We start from the raw sequence: 19141 nt of genomic DNA on the forward strand, positions 1-19141 counted from the left end.
CTTGCAAAACCGCCATTCACGCCTGTGACCCACCGCCACAGACGGCGCAGCCCGCACGAGGCCGCACGGTGATGGTGCGGGTCTCGGCGTAAAGCGCGTCATGGATCATCAGGCGGCCCGCAAGCGTCTCGCCCGCGCCGGTCAGATATTTGACCGCCTCCATCGCCATGATCGAGCCGATCACGCCGGGCAGGGGGGCAGCGACGCCCGCCTCGGCGCAGGTCGGCACCATGCCGGGGGCCGGGCGTTCGGGAAAGATGCAGGCGTAGCAGGGGCCACCCTTTGCGGGATCGCAGAGCGTGACTTGTCCCTCCCATTGGGTGATCGCGCCCGAAAGGAGCGGAATGCCCAGCCGGGTCGCGGTCTGGTTCACCAGATAGCGCGTGTCAAAATTGTCGGTGCCGTCGATGATCAGGTCATGGCCCGCAAGTGTTGCTTCGGCGTTGTCCTCCGTCAGCCGGGTCAGCAGCGCGCGCGTCTCGATAAACGGGTTCAGCGCGCGCATCGCCGCCGCCGCGGATTGCGCCTTGGGCAGGCCGATGTCCTGATCGCGGTGAATGATCTGGCGCTGCAGGTTGGAGCTTTCGACCCGGTCATCGTCGATCACGCTGATCTGCCCCACGCCTGCCGCGGCTAGATAGAGGCAGACGGGGCTTCCAAGGCCGCCCGCGCCCACGACCAGCACCCGCGCCGCTTGCAGTCGCCGCTGCCCCGGCCCGCCGATCTCGCGCAGCATGATGTGGCGTGCGTAACGGTCAAGCTCGGCCGGACGCAGACGGCTGCCTTTGGCGGCAGGTTCGGCCGGGGCGACACGCGCAGCACTGCGCCGCCGCAAGGCGCCCAAGCCCAGCCGATAGGCCAGCACCAGCGCAACCAGCCCACCCAGCACCAGCCAGACGCGGGGATCGCCGTCCGTCGCCTGCGCAAGCGCGCTTTCGGGCAATGCGAACTGGACGAGGACCACGCTGGCCCAAAGCGCCGCCATTGCCGCCAGACGCCGTGGCGCCGCAATGCCGAATACCCGGCCGAACAGCCAGATCGCGGCAAGGGCGGCCAGCACCGGCACCATCAGTGCCGCCCGGTCGATCCGAACCCGCCCTCGCCGCGTTCGGTGTGTTCCAGATGATCGACGACGGCAAAGCGCACCTGCACCACCGGCGCCACGATCATCTGCGCGATGCGGTCGCCATGCTGGACGGTGTAGGGCTCTGCCCCAAGGTTCACCAGAAGCACGCCCAGCGGGCCGCGATAGTCGCTGTCTATGGTGCCGGGCGTGTTGGGCAGCGTGATCCCATGCTTGAGCGCAAGGCCCGAGCGCGGGCGGATCTGCGCCTCAAAGCCTGCAGGGATCTCCACTCGGAACCCGGTGGGCACGACCAGCCGCTGCATGGGTTGCAGCGTGATGCCGGCGCTGCGTGCCTCTTCGGGAAGGTTGGCGCGTATGTCAGCCCCCGCAGCCCCCGCCGTTTCATACGAAGGGGCCGGCAGGCTGCGGTCAGCCCAGCTTTCCCACATGATCCGCAATTCTGGCGTCATCGCGTTCTCCATCGCTGCTGTCTTTCATGGGGCGCAAACCCTGTCGATGCAACCCGCCTTCGCGGGGTGGCGCCGCGGGACGCCATCGCCTATCGTCGCAGTCGTGCCGATCAGAGCAGGAGTTCGCCCCGTGACCAGCCCGCACCGCCCCGCTATCACGCTGACCTATTGCACCCAGTGCAACTGGCTTTTGCGCAGTGGCTGGATGGCGCAAGAGCTGCTCTCCACCTTCGGGCAGGATCTGGCATCGGTGACGCTCGTCCCCTCGACCGGTGGGGTGTTCCGGGTGGAGATTGACGGAACCTGTGTCTGGGACCGCGTGGAGCAGGGCGGCTTTCCCGATGCAAAGACGCTGAAACGACTTGTCCGCGATGTCGTCTGGCCCGAGCGCGATCTGGGCCATGTCGACCGTGTGACCGCGCCGAAGGAGCAGGGCTGATGACACATGACTATACCTCGCACGTTGTCTGGACGGGTAACCGAGGCGAGGGCACCGCGCATTACCGCGCCTATGACCGCACATGGGACGTGGCTGTGCCCGGCAAGGCGGTGATCCACTGCTCGAACGACCCGCTTCTGGGCGGCGATCCGGGCAAGATGAACCCTGAGGATCTGCTTCTCTCCGCGCTCGCGGCCTGCCATATGCTCTGGTATCTGCACTATGCCAGTGATGCGGGCATCACCGTCACGGGGTATGAGGACAGTCCCATTGGCCGGGGCGAAGTAGGCCGCGGCGGGGCGGGGCGCTTTGTCGGGGCCACCTTGCGCCCAGTGATCCGGGTCAAGGCGGGCACCGATCTGGCGCTGGCGGCCGAGATCCACCACCGTATCCCCGAGGTCTGCTTCATCGCCCGTTCGGTGAATTTCCCGGTCGATCACGCCCCGCGCTTCATCGTCGAGGATTAGGCGTTACCCTGTTCACTCAGGGCGCGCGGTCCACTTGGGCCGTGTCATCTCGAACGTGTCGTGGCTGCGGATATAGGTGGTGCCGAAGCCGCGACCCAGCATGCCCAAAGCAGGGGCATCAACATGGCCGCGCTCGGCATTCAGCACATACTGGTCCGCGACATGGATCGCGAGCACCCGCCCGATGGCGATCAACTGACTGGGGCCAGTCACCAGCGAGGCATGGGTCACGCATTCAAAGCTGACGGGGCTTTCCGCGATCCGGGGCGGCGCGACATGGGTCGATGGCGCGGGGGTCAGGCCGGCCAGCGCGAATTCGCTTGTTCCGCGCGGTGCGTCGATCGAGGTTGTGTTCATCACCTCGGCCAGCGCCTCGGGGACAAGGTTCACCACGAATTCGCCGGTTTCTTCGATATTGCGCGCGGTATCCTTCATGCCCTGCCGCCCGCGTGTGATGCCAATCGCAAGGATGGGCGGGTCGTCACCCATGACGTTGAAAAAACTGAACGGGGCCGCGTTCAGCGTGCCATCAAGCGACTTTGTGCTGACCCAGGCAATCGGGCGCGGCACCACAGTCGCGGCAAGAAGGCGGTAAAGCACGTCGGGATGAGTTTCGTGGCTGTCAAAACGCATGGGTCACGCCGTTTGCGTGGCGACGGGGGCCACGTCCTTGTGAATGATGACATCGGTTTGCGGATAGGCAAGCAGGATGGTTCGGCGCAGGCCTGCCCCGATATCATGCGCCTCACGCAGGGTCAGGTCGCCATCCAGCTCGATATGCAGGTGAACGAATATCCGGCTTCCGGCGGTCCGGGTTTTCAGGTCATGATAGCCGCGCACTCCCGGCCAGTTGCGGGCCAGCGTCTCGATCCCCTCGATCACGTCGGGCGGGGCGGTCCGGTCCATCAAGGCGTCCCAGGCGCCGCGGAAGATGCGCAGCGCACCGGCAAGCAGAACGGCAGCGGCCACAAGCGCCACAATGCTGTCGATCTGGATAATGCCAAAGCGGCGCGCAGCCCATAGCGAGACGATGGCCCCGGCCGCAGGCAACAGATCTCCGATATAGTGCAGCCGGTCGGCCGCCACGACACGGCTGCCGGTGCGCTTGGCGACCCGGCCCTGCCACCAGACAAGGCCCAGCGTCAGCACCATCGAAATGGCCATGACGGTGATGCCCGCGCCCTCTTCGCGGATGGAACCGCGCACCGGATGGATCAGCCTGTCCACGGCAGTCCAGCCGATCACCGCGCCCGAGATGCCCACCACAAGCGCCTGTGCGAGTGCCGCCAGATCCTCGACCGAGGTGTGTCCGAAGTTGTGGTCATCATCGGCGGGTTTGGCGGCGTAGATCAGCGCGGCCATGGCGCCCACGCTCATCACAAGGTCGGTGGCGCTGTCGGCCAGCGACGCCGCGACCGAAAGCGAGCCGGTCACGCCAAGCGCCCACAACTTCAACACAACCAGCGTGCCGGCCACCAATACCGAGGCCACCCCGGCCGATATCTTCATCCCGGTCTGGGTATCAAGTGCCATGGGCCATCTCCGTTCGTCCCGCCTTGCTGGGGTCGCGTCGGTTATTCCAGAATCTCGCCAGGTTCTACCCCCCAAAGGGCGGCTTTGGACACCCAACCGCGCTCTCCGCCCGAGACGAAGCGGCACCAGTCGGGCGTGCATTCCTGAATCCGGCCGATCACGCCACGTTCTGCGCGGGCGATCACTTCGGCATTGCTGTCGGGACCCGACCGAAGATCGGCCATTTCGGCAATGATCAGCGCCGAGCGTACGCCAGAGAGCAGCGAGTAGTGGACCCAACCGCCCAGGCCCTCCTGGTCCTCGACCCGGCGCCAGTTTTCATACTCGGCAGTGATCTTCAGCGGCATCCCGGCACGGCGAAACACCCAGTCGATGCGGTGCGACAGGCCGGGGCCGCGCCGCGCGTTCCCCTCATCGGTCTTCAGTGTCACGAATCGCGGCAGGGGCAGGCTGGTCACCTGACCCTTTGACGGGTCGCGCGTCACCGGCGGTGCGGCGACTGCCTGATTGCCGCCGGTATCTTCTGCGCTGACCGGTGGGTCGGTCTGCGCAAGTCCTGCTGTCGCAAGGACCAACGCAACAAAGGATGCCTGAAAAACTTGCCCGAAACGCCTGTTCATCTCGTTCCTCATTTGCCGTACGAGGGAAATGGCCCTGCTGCGGCAGTTTGCGCGCAATAAAATTGCGTCAGGGTCTTGTGCCTTGCCCCTCAACCCGGCACTTTGCCAGCAACGCGACCGATTTGGAAGCACCGGACCCGAAATTCCCCCGGAGGATGGCCATGCCCGCACAGCGCCTTGACGTGATCGTGACCCGTCGCCTGCCCGAGGTGGTGGAAACACGGATGAAAGAGCTTTTCAATGTTGAGCTTCGCGACCCCGACGTGCGCATGTCGCGCGATGAACTGGTCGACGCGGTCAAGCGCTGCGATGTTCTTGTGCCCTGCGTCACCGATCAGATCGACGGCGGTATCATCAGCCAGGCAGGCGAGCGGCTGAAGCTGATTGCAAATTACGGAGCCGGGGTCGACCACATCGATGTCTCTACCGCCAGGGCGCGCGGTATTCTGGTGTCGAACACGCCGGGCGTCGGGGCCGAAGATACGGCCGACATGGTCATGGCACTGATCCTTGGTGTCGTGCGCCGCATCCCCGAGGGGATGGCCGAGATGCAGGCGGGCCGCTGGTCTGGCTGGGCGCCGATGGACCATCTGGGCGGTCGCATCGGCGGTCGTCGTCTGGGGATCCTCGGAATGGGGCGGATCGGGCAGGCCGTGGCGCGCCGCGCCGGTGCCTTCGGGATGCAGATCCACTATCACAACCGTCGGCGCGTGCATGACAGCATCGAGCAGGACCTTGATGCCACCTATTGGGAGAGCCTTGACCAGATGATTGCGCGGATGGACATCATCTCGGTCAACTGCCCGCACACGCCGTCGACCTTCCATCTGCTGAATGCCCGGAGGCTGAAACTTCTGAAGCCTTCGGCCGTCGTGATCAACACCTCGCGCGGCGAGGTGATCGACGAGAACGCCCTGACGCGCGGCCTGCGCGCGGGCGAGATCGCGGGCGCCGGGCTTGATGTGTACGAGCACGGGCACGAGGTGAACCCGCGGTTGCGCGAGTTGTCGAACGTCGTCCTGCTGCCCCATATGGGCTCGGCCACCCATGAGGGCCGGATCGAGATGGGTGAGAAGGTCATCATCAACATCAAGACCTTTGCCGACGGACATCGTCCGCCGGATCAGGTGGTGCCGGGGATGCTGTAAGTCGGGGTCATCAGACCGCGTAATAGTCCCGATACCAGTCGACAAAGCGTTGCACACCCACGCCGATATCGGTGCGGGGCAGGGCGCCTGTCAGGGCCTCGATCAAGGTGGCATCGGCCCATGTTGCGGGTACATCGCCCGGCTGCATGGGCAGCATGTTCTTTTGTGCCACGCGACCCGTCGCCGCCTCGATCGCGGCCACGAAATCCATCAACTGCACCGGCGCGCCGTTGCCGATGTTGACCACGCGCCATGGCGCCACGGGCGATAGGCTGTCAAAGCTGCCCGCCGCCTGCCTGCCCGGAACGGCATCGATCAGCCGCACGATCCCTTCGACAAGGTCATCGATATAGGTAAAGTCGCGCCGCATGTCGCCATGGTTATAAACGTCGATCGGCTCGCCATTCAGGATCGCGCGGGTAAATTTGAAGAGCGCCATGTCGGGGCGTCCCCACGGCCCATAGACCGTGAAGAAGCGGAACATGCTGGTCGGCAGATCATAGAGGTGGGCATAGCTATGCGCCATCGCCTCGGTCGCCTTCTTGGTCGCGGCGTAGAAGCTCATCTGGTGATCGGCCTTGTGCACCTCGGCATAGGGCATTTCGGTGTTCGCGCCATAGGCCGATGAGGTGGAGGCGAGAAGCATATGCTGCGGCGGCACGGCGCGCGCGGCCTCCAGCACCTCGAACGTGCCGATCAGGTTGGCATCCACATAGGATCGTGGCGCGTCGATCGAATAGCGCACGCCCGCCTGCGCTGCCAGATGCACGATCACATCGGGGCAGAACTCCTCGACCAGTCCGCGCACCAGACCGGGCGCCTCGAGCAGACCTTCGACCGCGCGAAAGCCGGGCGACTGGCTGAGCATCGCGTGTCGGCGCTGCTTCAACCGGATGTCGTAATAGTCGCTGATCGAATCCAGTCCCAGCACCTGCCAGCCGTCTGCCAGCAAACGCTGGCATAGGTGATAGCCGATAAACCCCGCCGAACCGGTGACAAATGCCTTGCGTCCCACGTTTGCCTCTTCAATGCGCCCTTGCCCCCCGGGCTGAAGATCAGAACCGGGTCACGGCATAGGGCGCAAGGTCGATCCCGGTCTGGCGCCCGGCCGTGATATCGGCGACGATCCGTGCCGTGATGGGCGCCAATGTCAAGCCGATATGACCATGTCCATAGGCGTGGATCACGTCACTGCCCGCGCGTGAGGCAGATATGACGGGTAGGCTGTCAGGTATGGACGGACGAAACCCCATCCAGTCGCGGCTTGGGGCGCCCAGATCGGGAAAGATCGCCCTCGCCCCTTCGATTAGCCGGGCCACTCGATGGGGCGAGGGGGGTGCCGTCAGCCCGCCCAGCTCGACCGTACCCGCAACCCGCAGCCGTCCCGCCATCGGGCAGAGGTAAAACCCCCGCGTTGTGGGGCAGGACGGGCGCGTAAGGCGCGGCGCGGGCATGTCCCATTCCACATGGTAGCCGCGCTCGGTGTCCAGCGGAACGCGGTCGCCCGCCTGTGCGGCAAGCCTGCGGGAATGCGCGCCCGCGGCGAGGATCACGGTCCGGGCCCGGATGCTGGTCTGTGCGGTTCCCAGCCTGACACCGCCGGGGGTGCGCGTCAGCCGGTCAACGCGCTGCGCGATATGGCGGACGCCCACGGCCTGCAGCCGGGCCGCCAGCCTACGCATCATCTGGCCGGGGTCCGCAAGGAAGGTGGCCTTGGGGAAGAAGGCCGCGCCGCCCTCCACCCCGGGCAGGCCGGGCTCCATGGCGGCAAGCGTCGAGGGATCGATCAACTCGACCGCGATGCCAAGGCTGCGACGATGGGTCATGTCGCGCTCTGCCGCGGCAAAGGCCTTGCGTGTTTCGTACAGATACAGGCAGCCGCGGTGCTGCAGGATGCCCGCGCCGCCGATCTCGGTTGCCAATTCCTGCCATTCGGCATTGGCCGATGCGACCAGCGCCGCAATCGCGCGTGCATTGGCGGCGGCCGCGCCGGGCAGGCTTTGGCGCGCAAAGCGCAAAAGCCAAGGTGCCAGTGCGGGCAGCGCCGCCTGCCGGATCGCCAGCGGCGAGTTGCGGTCGAAGAGTAGCGAGGGCAGGTTTTTCAGCACCTCGGGTGTGCCGACTGGCTGCACGGCATAGTCGGCGATGGTCCCGGCGTTGCCGTAGGATGCGCCCATCCCCGGCTCGGCAGGATCGAGGATCACGACCTCTCGCCCCTCGGCTGCCAGCCGAAGGGCGCAGGCCATGCCGATCACGCCTGCGCCGATCACGGCGATTTCGGTGTCGATTTCCTCTGCCATCGGCCTGCGCGGGCGCATCTGCGCCCGCGTTTTCCTACATGCAGGCGTCGAACAGCGCGCGGGTATTCTCGCGCGTCATGGCGATCGGGTTGCCACCGCAGGAAGGATCCTCCAGCGCCATCTCGGTCAACTCGTCCAGCCGCGCGGGATCAACGCCCATCGCGGTCAGATTGGCCGGGATCGCAAGCTTCTCGCGCAGCGCCATGATCGCGGCGCGGAAGCCATCAAACCCGCCCGCGATGCCCAGATAGGCTGCCGCACGCTCGATCCGCTCTTCAATCGCCGGGCGGTTGAAATCCAGCACCATGGGCATCACGACGGCATTGGTGGTGCCATGGTGGGTGTTGTAGACCGCGCCGATCGGGTGGCTCAGGCTGTGGATCGCCCCCAGACCTTTCTGGAAGGCCACGGCGCCCATGGCGGCCGCGCTCATCATATGGGCGCGGGCGTCGAGGTCGTTCGGATCGTCATAGACCTTGGGCAGGTTTTCAAACACCAGCCGCATCCCCTCCAGCGCGATGCCCTGGCTCATGGGGTGGTAGAACGGGCTGCAATAGGCCTCAAGGCAATGCGCCAGCGCGTCCATTCCCGTCCCGGCGGTGATGAAGCGCGGCATGCCGACGGTCAGGGCCGGATCGCAGATGGTGACGACTGGCATCAGTTTGGGGTGGAAGATGATCTTTTTCTTGTGGGTGGCCGAATTCGTCAGAACGCCTGCCCGGCCCACTTCAGACCCGGTTCCGGCGGTGGTGGGCACCGCGATGATCGGCGCGATCTTGTCGGCATCGGCGCGGGTGTACCAGTCGTCGATATCCTCAAGATCCCAGACCGAGAGATCGGCACGCTGATGGGCCATCAGCGCAATCATCTTGCCCAGATCCAGCGCCGAGCCGCCCCCGAAGGCCACCACACCGTCGTGGCCGCCAGCGAGATAGGCCTTGATCCCCTCTGCCATGTTGATCTCGTTGGGGTTGGGGTCAACTTCCGAGAACACGGCATCGCCAAGCCCTGCGGCCTTCAGCACAGCCACCGCATCGGCCGTGATCGGCAGGGCCGCCAGCGCCCGGTCGGTCACCAGGAGCGGGTTGGTGATGCCGCTGGCCATGCAATGCCCGGCCAGCTCGGAAATCCGGCCCACGCCAAACTTGATTGCGGTCGGGTAAGACCAGTTCCGGTTCGGAACGTTGTGGGTCATTTCGTCACCTTCTTCAGATGGTAGGATTTCGGGCGGGTGACCGAATGGAAGCCGAGATAGGACAGCGAGCCACCGCGCCCGGTATCCTTGCAGCCGGTCCAGCACAGCGCCGGGTCGAGATAGTCGCAGCGGTTCATGAACACCGTACCGGTTTCGATCTGCGCGCCGATCGCGGCGGCGGCCTCGGGGTCGGCGGTCCAGATCGAGCAGGTCAGCCCATAGGGGCTGTCGTTCATCAGCTTGATCGCTTCGTCGTCGCCCGACACCTTCATGATGCCGACGACAGGGCCGAAGCTTTCCTCCATCATCACGCGCATGCTGTGATCGACGTTCACAAGGATCTGTGGCGCAAGATAGGCGCCGCCATCATCGGCGGGGAAGTTCGCAGGGTCGATCAGGGCCTTTGCGCCTGCGGCCACCGCCTCGGCGATCTGGCCACGCACCACGGCGGCGAAACGCTTGTTGGCCATCGGACCAAGGGTCGAAGAGGCATCAAAGGGGTTGCCCAGCTTCAGGGTGTTGACCCATGCGACGGCCTTTTCGACAAAGGCATCGTAGAGGGATTCGTGCACATAGATCCGCTCGATCCCGCAGCAGCACTGGCCCGCATTGTACATCGCGCCATCCATCAGGCTGTCCACCGCCGCATCCAGATCGGCGTCGGCACGGACATAGCCGGGGTCCTTGCCGCCAAGTTCCAGCCCGGTTGCGGTAAAGGTGCCGGCGGCGGCCTTTTCAATGGCCGCGCCCCCGCCGACCGATCCGGTGAAGTTCACAAAGCCGAACGAGCGCGCGCCGATCAGCGCCTCGGTCGTGGCGTGATCGAGGACGACGTTCTGGAATACATCCTCGGGGATGCCAGCGGCATGGAAGGCTTCGGCTAGGCGCTCACCCACCTTCAGGGTCTGGCTCGCGTGCTTCAGGATCACGGTGTTGCCGGCAATCAGCGCAGGCGCCAGCGTGTTGATCGTGGTGAGGTAGGGGTAGTTCCAAGGTGCGATGATGAAGACCACGCCCACGGCCTCACGCGCCAGATAGCGGGTGAAGCGGTCGCTGTCCTCGACCATGTCGGGGGCAAGCGTTTCAGCGGCGATCGAGGCCATATAGTTGGTGCGGTCATTGACGCCGCCCCATTCGCCGCCAAAGCGGGTCGGGCGACCCATCTGCCAGGCCAGTTCCTCGACCAGCGTCTCCTTGATCTCCATGAGCTTCGCGACACCGGCCTTGACCAGCGCGATACGCTCTTCCAGCGGGCGGGCGGCCCAGCCTTTTTGCGCGGCCTTGGCCCGTGCGGCGGCGGCAAAGGCGTCCTCGCGAGAAAGCGGCATGCGCTCCAGCCAGACCGAGCCATCGACCGGCGAAATCAGTTGAATGGGTTTCATGGTATTCGTCCTCAATGGGCGGGCTGTCCCGCCGATCCCGTAGGGCGGGGCGATGCCCCGCCGCATTTGTCACGCCCGGTCAAAACCGCGGCTGCGTTCCCAATCGGTCACGACGCGATTCTGTTCGTGCAACTCCCACTCGGCGGCGTGGGCGTAATGCTCGACCACCCCGTCGCCAAAGGCTGCGCGCAGCATGGCTGACCCCTTCAGTGCTGCGGCAGCCGCGCCAAGTGTCTTGGGGATTTCGCGCACGCCCTCGGCGCCGTACATGTCGCCTTTCATCTCGGGCTCAAGCGCCAGTTTCCGCTCGATCCCGTCAAGACCCGCCGCCAGAAGGGCCGCGCAAGCCAGATAGGGGTTCAGGTCCGCCCCGCCGATCCGGCATTCCACGCGCACGGCTTTTGTTCCCTCGCCGCAGACGCGGAAGCCTGCGGTGCGGTTGTCGCAAGACCAGACGGCCTTGGTGGGGGCGAACATGCCGACCACGAAGCGTTTGTAGCTGTTGACGAATGGCGCGAGGAAATAGGTGATTTCCTCGGCATGGGCCAGTTGCCCCGCCATGTAGTGCTTCATCAGGTCGCTCATTCCGTGCGGGTCGGCGGTGTCAAGGAAGGCGGGCTGGCCGTCCTTCCAGAGAGACTGATGGATATGGCTGGAGGAGCCGGCCTTGCGATGATCATACTTGGCCATGAAGGTGACCGATGCGCCATGCGCCTGCGCGATCTGCTTGACGCCCAGCTTGATGATCGAATGCATGTCCGACGTATCCATTGCGTCGGAATACTTGGCATTCACCTCTTCCTGGCCAGCGTCAGCCTCGCCCTTCGAGCATTCGATCGGAATACCCGCATCCCACAGCTTGTTGCGGATGTCGCGCATGATCGGCTCATCGGCGCTGGTGCCCCAGATCGAATAGTCGACGTTGTGGCGCGCCTTGGGCGTGGGCAGCGGGAAGCCGCGGTCAAAGAGGTCGGCAAAGCTTTCGTCGAACAGGAAGAACTCGAGCTCGGTCGCCATCATGGGCTCGTACCCCATGGCGCGGGCGCGCTCGACCTGGCGCTTCAGAATGGTGCGCGGCGCGTGGGGGACGGGTTCATGGGTATGATGATCCAGAACATCGCACATCACCATTGCGGTCCCGGGGGCCCAGGGCAGGCGGCGCAGCGTCGACAGGTCAGGCTTCATCACATAATCGCCATAGCCCGCAGCCCATGACGTGCTCTTGTAGCCGGGCACCGTGTACATCTCCATGTCGGTGGCCAGCAGGTAGTTGCAGCAATGAGTTTCGTCATGGGCGCCGTCCACAAAGTGCTGGGCAACGAAACGCTTGCCCATAAGGCGGCCTTGCATGTCAACAAGGCAGACGGCGACGGTGTCGATCTCGCCTGCGGCAACGGCAGCTTTCAGGGCATCAAAGGTCAGATTGGCGGGCATGTTTGCCTCTCGGTCAAAGGGGAAGGGAAGGGTTCAGAGCGATGCACAAAGCTCCGCCGCCGAACTCGGGCTTTCTGGGCCAGCAGCAGGGGCGCGCGACCGTTGCCATCTTCCTCTCCACCGGCTGCATCGGGCAGCCATTAATTTGATCATATCCGGGTTTGCCGAGAGGCGCAATGTGGCGCCTCTCGGCCGTTCGTCGCATCAGAAGCGGTAGGGCGGGCCTGCCTTCACCATGGTGTCGTTGTACTTCTTGATGACCTCGACAACCTTGGCCTTGACCTCGCTTTCGGCCGCGATCTCGTCCCAGAACTTCACAGCGGCGTCCTCGACCGTCTTCCATTCCTCGTCGGGGATGGTGGTCAGCTTCAGCTTGCCGCCGTTGATGCGCAGGTCCGCCTCACCGGCCCAGTACCAGTGCTGGCGATAGTAGTGCGATTGCTCGAAGCAGGTTTCCAGAAGCTTCTGCAGATGCGGAGGAACGGCGTTCCAGCGCTCCATATTGGCGAAGAAGTGCCCGATCCAGGCGCCCGAGATGTTGTTGGTCAGGAAATAGTCGGTGACGTTGGCCCAACCCACGGTGTAAACCTCGGTGATGCCCGACCATGCCAGACCATCAAGCTCGCCCGTTTGCAGCGCGACCTCGACATCCTCCCAGGGCAGGGTGACCGGAACCACGCCAAACTGCGTCAGGAACCGTCCTGCGGTGGGGAAGGTGAAGACGCGCAGACCTTCCAGATCCTTCAGGCTGTTCAGGGGTTTCTTGGTCGAGAAGTTGCACGGGTCCCATGACCCGGCCGAGATGTGCTTGACGCCTACCGCAGCATATTCTTCTTCCCAGATCTGCTTCAGACCGTATTTGTTGAACAGCGCCGGCACATCCAGCGAGTAGCGCAGCGCCAGCGGGAAGTAGCCGCCGAACACCGTGACCTCGGTGGGCGAGGCCATGCTGTCGTCATCGGACTGCACGCAGTCGATGGTTCCGGCCTGCATCGCCTGGAACAATTCGGCCGTGGGCACCAGCTGGTCCGAATAGAACAGCTCGATCTCCATCTGGCCTTGCGCAATGGTGTTGAAGGCCTCGACGGCGGGCTTGACCACATGCTCGCCAAGCGCCGCGCCCGCATAGGTCTGCATCCGCCATTTGATCGGCGCCTGTGCGCGCACTACTGCGGGCGCTGCAAGGGCCGCGGCGCCGCCAAGGGCGCCGGTCGTCAGGAACTTGCGTCTTGTCGTCATCTTGAACCTCCGGGGGTTGTTGGGGGGCGGGGGCGGTTCGGCCGCCCCTCGTCAGGTCACTTTACGGATAGGCTTGTGGGCAACCACAGTGCGATCTGCGGGAACACCATCACGAGAATGAGCGAGATCACCATCAGCACGACGAACGGACCGACCGAGCGGTAGATGTCGGCCATCGAGATTTCGGGCGGCGCGAAGGCGCGCATCAGGAAGAGGTTGTAGCCGAAGGGGGGCGTCAGATAGGCGATCTGGCAGGTGATGGTGTAGAGCACGCCATACCAGATCAGCACCTGATCGGGCGGCAACCCAAGATCGAGCCGCGCCACCAGCGGCACATAGAGCGGTGCGACGATCACCAGCATCGCGGTATCGTCGAGGAACATCCCCATCACCAGGAACGACAGCTGCATCAGGATCAGGATGGTCCAGGGGTTGAGGTGCAGCTGATCGACAAACAGCCCCTCGATGGCCTTCACCGCGCCAAGCCCGTCGAACACCGCCCCGAAGCTGAGCGCGGCAAGGATGATCCACATGAACATGCAGGAAATGCCCAGTGTCTCACGCGTGGCAACCTCGAACACCTGCCGCGTGAAGCGGCCTTTCAGAAGCGCCGCCAGCACCGTGACAGCCACCCCGATCACGGAAGCTTCGACCAGTGACGTATAGCCCATGATGAAGGGCCCCATCATCGACGCGAAGATCAGAAGCGGAAGCACCCCGGCGCCCAGCAGGCGCATCTTGTCGGCGGTCGAATAGCCCGCGCGCTCTTCGCGGCTGAGCGGGGGAGCAAGGCTCGGGTTCAGCCAGCTGCGGATCGCGATGTAGAGGATGAACACACCCGCCATCACCAGCCCCGGCACCACCCCCGCAAGCCACAGCTGGCTTACCGGCGCGCGGGCGATCATGGCATAGAGCACCAGCACGACCGAGGGCGGGATCAGGATCCCAAGGCTCGATCCCGCCTGAATGACGCCTGTCACCATGCGTTTATCGTAACCGCGGCGGAGCAACTCTGGCAGGGCGATGGTCGATCCAATCGCCATTCCCGCAACGGAAAGCCCGTTCATGGCCGAGATCAGCACCATCAGAAGGATCGTCCCGATGGCCAGCCCGCCGGGCACAGGGCCGAACCAGACGTGGAACATCTTGTAGAGGTCTTCGGCGAGGCGTGTCTCGCTCATGACGTAGCCCATGAAGACGAACATGGGCAGTGTCAGCATCGGATACCACTTCATCAGCTTCATCGATGCCGAAAAGCCCATGGCCTGCCCGCCGGTGCCCCAAAGGGCCAGTGCGGCCACCACGGCCACAACCCCGATGACCCCGAACACACGTTGGCCCGTGATCATCAGGACCAGCATGGTCGAGAACATCAGAAGGGCGATCATCTCTTGCGGCATCAGAAATCCTTTCCGCGGATGATGGCAATATCGCGGATGAGGTAGGCGATCGATTGCAGAAGCATCAGCAGGAAGCCTATGAAAAGGACCATCTTGATCGGCCAAAGGTGGGGCCGCCATGCGGTCGGGCTGCGTTCAAGCCGGCCGATTTCGGGCAGAAGGCTGCCGTCGGGCCATTTCAGGCCCAGCGAATAGCTCAGGCTGTCAGACGCCCCCCACAGCATGACACCCAGATAGATGATCAGCGCGAATACGGTGAAGGCATCGGTCCATGCCTTGCGGCGCATATCCCAGCGGGCATAGATCAGATCCATCCGCACATGGCTGCCCATCTGCATCGAGTAGGGCCCGCCAAGAATGTAATAGGCGACCATCACGAACTGCGCCATTTCCAGCGTCCAGAGCGATGGCGTGGAGACCGCCTTGGTCACGGTGGACCACATCAGGATCGCCATCAGCACGAACAGAAGATACATGGCAAAGCGGCCGACCCGATAATTCAGGCGGTCGATAAATCGGACAAAGGCGATGCTCCAGCGCGGCATCGGTCAACACTCCTTCATGCGGGCTAACGCGGCGGCAAGCACGGGGGCAAGGCGGTCGGCCATCGCGGCCTCGGTGGCGGGGGTGGCGATCAGGTCGTTGCGGATTTCCAGCATCGCATTGGCCAGCCCATAGGGTGTGGCCTGCAAGCGCAGGGTGTGGGTGACATCATCGGCCGCAGAATAGGGCGCGTTCAGCCCGCAGGAGAGGTCGGTTCGCGCCTCGGCCTCAGCCAGTATCGCGCGGGCCAGACGGTCGTCGGCATCGTGGATGACGCCGAACTCAACATCTCGCGGCTGGCCAAAGTAGACGGGCGTAAAGCTGTGCACGGTAATCACCGCCGGGCGGCGCCCGAGCGCGATACGCTCGGCGATCAGCTCATGCACGGCGGTCTGGAAGGGCAGATAGACGGCGCGGGTGCGGGCCAGACGCTCCGTGGAGCTGATATCTGTGTTGCCCGGCACCTCATGCACCTCAGACCGGGCGGGCATCGCACCGACCATGTCGGGCGCGCGGTTGCAGTCATAGATCAACCGGCTGACCGTGGCGGCAACACAGGCCGCATCCAGCCGCGCGGCAAGCCCCCGCATCAGGCCGAGTGCGCCCGGATCCCAAGCGATATGCGCCTGGCGCTGATCCGGCGAAAGGCCAAGATCGCCCCAAGGCGCCGGAAAGGCGTTCGAGGCATGGTCGCAAAGCAGGATCAGGTCCCCGCCGCGGTCACGCCCCTCTACCACGGGGGCGAAGCGCCCCATGCTGTCGGCTGTCGGTGCAGTCATTGCTGCGATTCATCCCTGTTGTGGCGTTAGCGTCCTTCGCCACGGGTGCTCTTGTCAAGAAAATTTCTGCACGGAATTTTCTGTTACAAAGTTTTCCAAATCGATGCACAGTCATCAGGCGCCGACGGGAGATTCGACATGGAACTGACCATCGAAGAGCAGTTGCGCGCGGCCCTGCCAGACCTGACACGGGCCGAGCGCCAACTTGCCACCCATGTGCTGACCCACTATCCGGTGGCGGCTCTGGGCTCGATCACAGTGCTCGCACGCTCGGCCGAAGTTTCTACGCCTACGGTCGTGCGCCTGTGTCAGAAACTCGGATTCAAGGGCTATCCCGACCTTCAGTCAAGCCTGCGGACAGAGGTCGAGGCCATGCTGGTCTCGCCCTTGGCCAAGCACGATCGCTGGGCGGGTGGGGCGCCCGATACGCATATCCTGAACCGCTTTGCCGATGCGGTGGTCCAGAACCTGCAGGCGACGCTGCGCCAGATCGATCATGCCGAGTTTGACGCGGCCGCGCGCCTGCTCGCCGATCCTGGCCGCGCGGTCTATGTGATCGGTGGCCGGATCACCCATGCGCTTGCCGACTACTTTGTCACGCTGATGAAGGTCGTGCGCCCGCAGGTGACGTTGCTTTCGGGCCTGTCAAACACCTGGCCGCCTGCGCTTCTGGACATGAAGGCCGGCGATGTCCTGGTCGTCTTCGATATCCGCCGCTACGAAAACTCGGTCCTGCAACTCGTCGAACTGGCGGTAGAGCAGGGGGCCGAGGTGATCCTTGTGACGGACCGCTGGGTCAGCCCTGCGGCCGTTCACGCCCGCCATACGCTCGTCGCCCATATAGAGGCCCCGAGCGCATGGGACAGCACGGTGTCGATCACGGTGCTGGTGGAGACCCTGCTCGCCTCGGTCCAGACCCTGACCTGGGCCGAGACCGAGGCGCGATTGAAGCGGCTTGAGGCGCTATATGACCGATCACGCTTTTTCCGCCGCAGCAGGTAGGTGCTCAGTACCCTCGCGCGCGATCCACCTGATGCTTGAGCGGCTCGCCTGCCAGCGCCCGGCCGATGTTTTCGACGATGACGCGCGACGCGGATGATGCCCGCGTGTCGGCCGCGATATGCGGCGTGACCGTGACGCGCGGATGGCTGCGGAACGGGTGGTCGTCGGGCAGCGGCTCGACGCGGAAGACATCAAGCGTCGCATGACCCACGGCCCCGGACTCCAGCGCAGCCAGCAGGGCGGCATCGTCGATCAGCGCGCCGCGGCCAGGGTTTATGATCACCGCGCCCGATGGCAGCCAGCCCAGTCTGCGGGCATCGAGCAGGTTCTCGGTTTCCGCCGTGCGCGGCAGCAGGGTGACGACGATCTCTGACCGGCGCAATACGGCCTCCAGCCCCGCATCCCCATGATGGGCCGGGATCTCCAGCCCGGACTTCGCGCTGCGGCTCCATCCGGCCACGTCAAAGTTCAGCGCCTTCAGCGCGCGGGCACAGGCCAGCCCCAACTCTCCCAATCCGAGCAGGCCGACGCGGCGCTCGCGGGCCAGCGGGGGCACGATCTGTTCCCATCCCGTCGCGCCCTTGATCCAGCGGTCCATGCCCAGATGGTGGCGCAGCACATGTCCCACGACATATTCGACCATCCCCTCGGTCAGCCCCGGATCGACCATCCGGCACAGCGGTTGCGTCAGGGACTGGTTGCCCACGATCCGCTCGACGCCGGCCCACAGGCTAAGAACCGCGCGGCACCGGGTGTAAGGGGTGAAGTCCTGCAAGGGGCTCGACGGCGCATAGACGATGAAATCCACCGTCTCTGGCCGCGCTTCCGTCACCAGATCGGCCGCGATGCCCGCCTCGGCCAGCGCATGACGCAAGTGTGGCGCATACTCAACCCAGGCCGCGTCGCCTGCGGCAAACAGAACTGTCGTCATGCTTCCTCTTGGTTCAAATACCCAAATCCGCCCGCTGCCCGTCAGCGCGGCCGGTGGACGTGGGCGCTTTGCACCAGACCAAAGCCCACCAGCAGAACCAGCATGGCCGAGCCGCCGTAGGACAGCAAGGGCAGCGGCACGCCCACAACAGGCGCCATGCCCATCACCATCGACAGGTTCACCGCAATGTAGAAGAACAGGTTGGCGGCCACCCCCAGGATCAGAAGCTGGGAATACCGATCGCGGTTCTGCAGCGCCGAGATGACGCAGAAGCCGATGATGCCTGCATAAAGCAGCAGCAGCGAGAAGGCGCCGATATAGCCGAATTCCTCGGCCAGCGTGGTGAAGATGAAGTCGGTATGCTTTTCCGGCAGGAAGTTCAGCCGTGACTGCGTGCCCTGCATGAAGCCTTTGCCGGCCCATCCACCCGACCCAAGCGCGATCTGCGCCTGAATGATATTGTAGCCTGCGCCAAGCGGGTCGGCGGTCGGGTCGAGAAATGTATCGATCCGGCGATACTGGTAGTCGTGCAAGAACTGCCAGGGCGTGCCGCGAAAGGCAAAGACCCCATAGATCGCCCCCCCCACCAGCGCGGCCACACCGCCGAAATACCACCAGCTGACGCCCGCGCAGAACATCACCGCCGCGCCTGCAGCCAGCAGCATGACCGATGTCCCGAGGTTGGGCTGCATCAGAACAAGCACTGTGGGCAGCACGATCAGGATGACAGGCACCAGTACCCACAAAGGGCGCGAGACTTTCTTCGGGTCCAGCCAGTCGTAATAGGCGGCCAGCATCATCACGAGCGTGAACTTCATCATCTCGGACGGCTGCAGCACAATCGGCCCCAGTTCGATCCAGCGCTGTGCGCCCATCCCCACCCGGCCGAAGAATTCGACCACCAGAAGCAGGGCGACGGAAACGAGATAGGCCAGAACCGACATGTTGCGCCAGAACCAGATCGGAGTGAAGGCGACGATGAACATCAGCACCATGCCCACGCCGAACCGCTTCATCTGCGGCTCAGCCCAGGTTTCCATGTTTCCGCCGGCCACGGAATACAGCATCAGGAACCCGACCGAGGCGACTGCCGAGAGCAGCAGTACCAGCGGCCAGTTGATGTAGAACACCTTGCGCAGCCCGGTTGGGGCGGTCTTGATGCGATACTCAAGAAAGCTCATCCCTGCGCCCCC

20 protein-coding genes are annotated in these 19141 nt (G+C 64.4%); 4 read left to right on the forward strand and 16 right to left on the reverse strand.

Annotated elements, in window-relative coordinates:
- Window positions 1–16: 16 nt before the first annotated feature.
- Entirely contained in the window at window positions 17–1069 is a 1053-nt protein-coding gene (locus FQU74_RS02775) for a HesA/MoeB/ThiF family protein (RefSeq protein WP_146284910.1), read from the reverse strand.
- Window positions 1069–1536 (reverse strand): dUTP diphosphatase, encoded by a 468-nt coding sequence (dut, locus tag FQU74_RS02780; RefSeq protein ID WP_146284911.1) that lies wholly within the window; start codon window positions 1534–1536, stop codon window positions 1069–1071. The genes FQU74_RS02775 and dut overlap by 1 nt, the downstream gene beginning before the upstream one ends.
- Before the next feature lie 130 nt (window positions 1537–1666).
- Between dut and FQU74_RS02785 the strand changes: the two genes are divergently transcribed.
- Window positions 1667–1975, forward strand: coding sequence for an Rdx family protein (locus FQU74_RS02785; protein WP_229704330.1), 309 nt, complete (start codon window positions 1667–1669; stop codon window positions 1973–1975).
- On the forward strand, window positions 1975–2442 hold the full coding sequence (locus FQU74_RS02790; protein ID WP_146284912.1) for an OsmC family protein: 468 nt from the start codon (window positions 1975–1977) through the stop codon (window positions 2440–2442). The genes FQU74_RS02785 and FQU74_RS02790 overlap by 1 nt, the downstream gene beginning before the upstream one ends.
- Before the next feature lie 12 nt (window positions 2443–2454).
- On the opposite strand, the gene FQU74_RS02795 is transcribed toward FQU74_RS02790, so the two are convergent.
- The 3 genes from FQU74_RS02795 to FQU74_RS02805 are packed head-to-tail and all read right to left on the reverse strand — an operon-like array spanning window position 2455 to window position 4595.
- A complete protein-coding gene (locus tag FQU74_RS02795; RefSeq protein ID WP_146284913.1) occupies window positions 2455–3075 on the reverse strand; it encodes a flavin reductase family protein in 621 nt (206 codons plus the stop codon).
- Between the two features lie 3 nt (window positions 3076–3078).
- Window positions 3079–3975 carry a cation diffusion facilitator family transporter gene (locus FQU74_RS02800; protein ID WP_146284914.1) on the reverse strand — a complete coding sequence of 299 codons (897 nt, stop codon included), beginning with the start codon at window positions 3973–3975 and terminating at the stop codon, window positions 3079–3081.
- Window positions 3976–4016: 41 nt separating this feature from the next.
- The gene (locus FQU74_RS02805) at window positions 4017–4595 is read right to left on the reverse strand and encodes an SH3 domain-containing protein (protein ID WP_146284915.1); all 579 of its coding nucleotides are present in this window, start codon (window positions 4593–4595) and stop codon (window positions 4017–4019) included.
- 161 nt (window positions 4596–4756) lie between these two features.
- On the opposite strand from FQU74_RS02805, the gene FQU74_RS02810 reads away from it, so the two are divergent.
- A complete protein-coding gene (locus FQU74_RS02810) occupies window positions 4757–5743 on the forward strand; it encodes a 2-hydroxyacid dehydrogenase (protein ID WP_146284916.1) in 987 nt (328 codons plus the stop codon).
- Window positions 5744–5753: 10 nt separating this feature from the next.
- On the opposite strand, the gene FQU74_RS02815 is transcribed toward FQU74_RS02810, so the two are convergent.
- The 9 genes from FQU74_RS02815 to FQU74_RS02855 form a co-directional block, all read right to left on the reverse strand.
- The gene (locus FQU74_RS02815; protein ID WP_146284917.1) at window positions 5754–6758 is read right to left on the reverse strand and encodes an NAD-dependent epimerase/dehydratase family protein; all 1005 of its coding nucleotides are present in this window, start codon (window positions 6756–6758) and stop codon (window positions 5754–5756) included.
- Between the two features lie 40 nt (window positions 6759–6798).
- The gene (locus FQU74_RS02820) at window positions 6799–8043 is read right to left on the reverse strand and encodes an NAD(P)/FAD-dependent oxidoreductase (RefSeq protein ID WP_146286183.1); all 1245 of its coding nucleotides are present in this window, start codon (window positions 8041–8043) and stop codon (window positions 6799–6801) included.
- Window positions 8044–8077: 34 nt separating this feature from the next.
- A complete protein-coding gene (locus FQU74_RS02825; protein WP_146284918.1) occupies window positions 8078–9238 on the reverse strand; it encodes an iron-containing alcohol dehydrogenase in 1161 nt (386 codons plus the stop codon).
- A complete protein-coding gene (locus tag FQU74_RS02830) occupies window positions 9235–10620 on the reverse strand; it encodes an aldehyde dehydrogenase family protein (RefSeq protein WP_146284919.1) in 1386 nt (461 codons plus the stop codon). Before FQU74_RS02830 ends, FQU74_RS02825 begins: the two co-directional genes overlap by 4 nt.
- A 69-nt stretch (window positions 10621–10689) precedes the next feature.
- Window positions 10690–12054 carry a glutamine synthetase family protein gene (locus tag FQU74_RS02835; RefSeq protein ID WP_146284920.1) on the reverse strand — a complete coding sequence of 455 codons (1365 nt, stop codon included), beginning with the start codon at window positions 12052–12054 and terminating at the stop codon, window positions 10690–10692.
- A 204-nt stretch (window positions 12055–12258) separates the two neighbouring features.
- The gene (locus FQU74_RS02840) at window positions 12259–13293 is read right to left on the reverse strand and encodes a TRAP transporter substrate-binding protein (RefSeq protein ID WP_146284921.1); all 1035 of its coding nucleotides are present in this window, start codon (window positions 13291–13293) and stop codon (window positions 12259–12261) included.
- 56 nt (window positions 13294–13349) lie between these two features.
- Window positions 13350–14693: a TRAP transporter large permease gene (locus FQU74_RS02845; protein WP_146284922.1), complete on the reverse strand. Its 1344-nt coding sequence runs from the start codon at window positions 14691–14693 to the stop codon at window positions 13350–13352.
- Window positions 14693–15238, reverse strand: a complete 546-nt coding sequence (locus FQU74_RS02850; RefSeq protein WP_146284923.1) for a TRAP transporter small permease subunit — start codon at window positions 15236–15238, stop codon at window positions 14693–14695. The genes FQU74_RS02845 and FQU74_RS02850 overlap by 1 nt, the downstream gene beginning before the upstream one ends.
- Window positions 15239–15241: 3 nt before the next feature.
- Entirely contained in the window at window positions 15242–16015 is a 774-nt protein-coding gene (locus FQU74_RS02855) for an N-formylglutamate amidohydrolase (RefSeq protein ID WP_146284924.1), read from the reverse strand.
- 138 nt (window positions 16016–16153) lie between these two features.
- On the opposite strand from FQU74_RS02855, the gene FQU74_RS02860 reads away from it, so the two are divergent.
- The gene (locus FQU74_RS02860; protein ID WP_146284925.1) at window positions 16154–17017 is read left to right on the forward strand and encodes a MurR/RpiR family transcriptional regulator; all 864 of its coding nucleotides are present in this window, start codon (window positions 16154–16156) and stop codon (window positions 17015–17017) included.
- 4 nt (window positions 17018–17021) lie between these two features.
- Here FQU74_RS02860 and FQU74_RS02865 read toward each other — a convergent pair whose 3' ends face one another.
- Entirely contained in the window at window positions 17022–17948 is a 927-nt protein-coding gene (locus tag FQU74_RS02865) for a 2-hydroxyacid dehydrogenase (RefSeq protein ID WP_146284926.1), read from the reverse strand.
- 41 nt (window positions 17949–17989) lie between these two features.
- Entirely contained in the window at window positions 17990–19129 is a 1140-nt protein-coding gene (gene rodA, locus FQU74_RS02870) for a rod shape-determining protein RodA (RefSeq protein WP_146284927.1), read from the reverse strand.
- Window positions 19130–19141 lie beyond the last annotated feature (12 nt).

Source organism: Gemmobacter aquaticus (assembly GCF_007859075.1).
Classification (GTDB): domain Bacteria; phylum Pseudomonadota; class Alphaproteobacteria; order Rhodobacterales; family Rhodobacteraceae; genus Gemmobacter; species Gemmobacter aquaticus.

Excerpts from the sequence above, each read along its gene's own strand:
- FQU74_RS02805 (WP_146284915.1), bottom strand. The coding sequence starts at position 4,595 with ATGAACAGGCGTTTCGGGCAAGTTTTTCAGGCATCCTTTGTTGCGTTG.
- FQU74_RS02865 (WP_146284926.1), bottom strand. The coding sequence starts at position 17,948 with ATGACGACAGTTCTGTTTGCCGCAGGCGACGCGGCCTGGGTTGAGTAT.
- FQU74_RS02810 (WP_146284916.1), top strand. The coding sequence starts at position 4,757 with ATGCCCGCACAGCGCCTTGACGTGATCGTGACCCGTCGCCTGCCCGAG.
- FQU74_RS02860 (WP_146284925.1), top strand. The coding sequence starts at position 16,154 with ATGGAACTGACCATCGAAGAGCAGTTGCGCGCGGCCCTGCCAGACCTG.
- FQU74_RS02775 (WP_146284910.1), bottom strand. The coding sequence starts at position 1,069 with ATGGTGCCGGTGCTGGCCGCCCTTGCCGCGATCTGGCTGTTCGGCCGG.
- FQU74_RS02800 (WP_146284914.1), bottom strand. The coding sequence starts at position 3,975 with ATGGCACTTGATACCCAGACCGGGATGAAGATATCGGCCGGGGTGGCC.
- FQU74_RS02795 (WP_146284913.1), bottom strand. The coding sequence starts at position 3,075 with ATGCGTTTTGACAGCCACGAAACTCATCCCGACGTGCTTTACCGCCTT.
- FQU74_RS02855 (WP_146284924.1), bottom strand. The coding sequence starts at position 16,015 with ATGACTGCACCGACAGCCGACAGCATGGGGCGCTTCGCCCCCGTGGTA.
- FQU74_RS02835 (WP_146284920.1), bottom strand. The coding sequence starts at position 12,054 with ATGCCCGCCAATCTGACCTTTGATGCCCTGAAAGCTGCCGTTGCCGCA.
- FQU74_RS02825 (WP_146284918.1), bottom strand. The coding sequence starts at position 9,238 with ATGACCCACAACGTTCCGAACCGGAACTGGTCTTACCCGACCGCAATC.
- FQU74_RS02830 (WP_146284919.1), bottom strand. The coding sequence starts at position 10,620 with ATGAAACCCATTCAACTGATTTCGCCGGTCGATGGCTCGGTCTGGCTG.
- FQU74_RS02820 (WP_146286183.1), bottom strand. The coding sequence starts at position 8,043 with ATGGCAGAGGAAATCGACACCGAAATCGCCGTGATCGGCGCAGGCGTG.
- FQU74_RS02845 (WP_146284922.1), bottom strand. The coding sequence starts at position 14,693 with ATGCCGCAAGAGATGATCGCCCTTCTGATGTTCTCGACCATGCTGGTC.
- rodA (WP_146284927.1), bottom strand. The coding sequence starts at position 19,129 with ATGAGCTTTCTTGAGTATCGCATCAAGACCGCCCCAACCGGGCTGCGC.
- FQU74_RS02850 (WP_146284923.1), bottom strand. The coding sequence starts at position 15,238 with ATGCCGCGCTGGAGCATCGCCTTTGTCCGATTTATCGACCGCCTGAAT.
- dut (WP_146284911.1), bottom strand. The coding sequence starts at position 1,536 with ATGACGCCAGAATTGCGGATCATGTGGGAAAGCTGGGCTGACCGCAGC.
- FQU74_RS02790 (WP_146284912.1), top strand. The coding sequence starts at position 1,975 with ATGACACATGACTATACCTCGCACGTTGTCTGGACGGGTAACCGAGGC.
- FQU74_RS02840 (WP_146284921.1), bottom strand. The coding sequence starts at position 13,293 with ATGACGACAAGACGCAAGTTCCTGACGACCGGCGCCCTTGGCGGCGCC.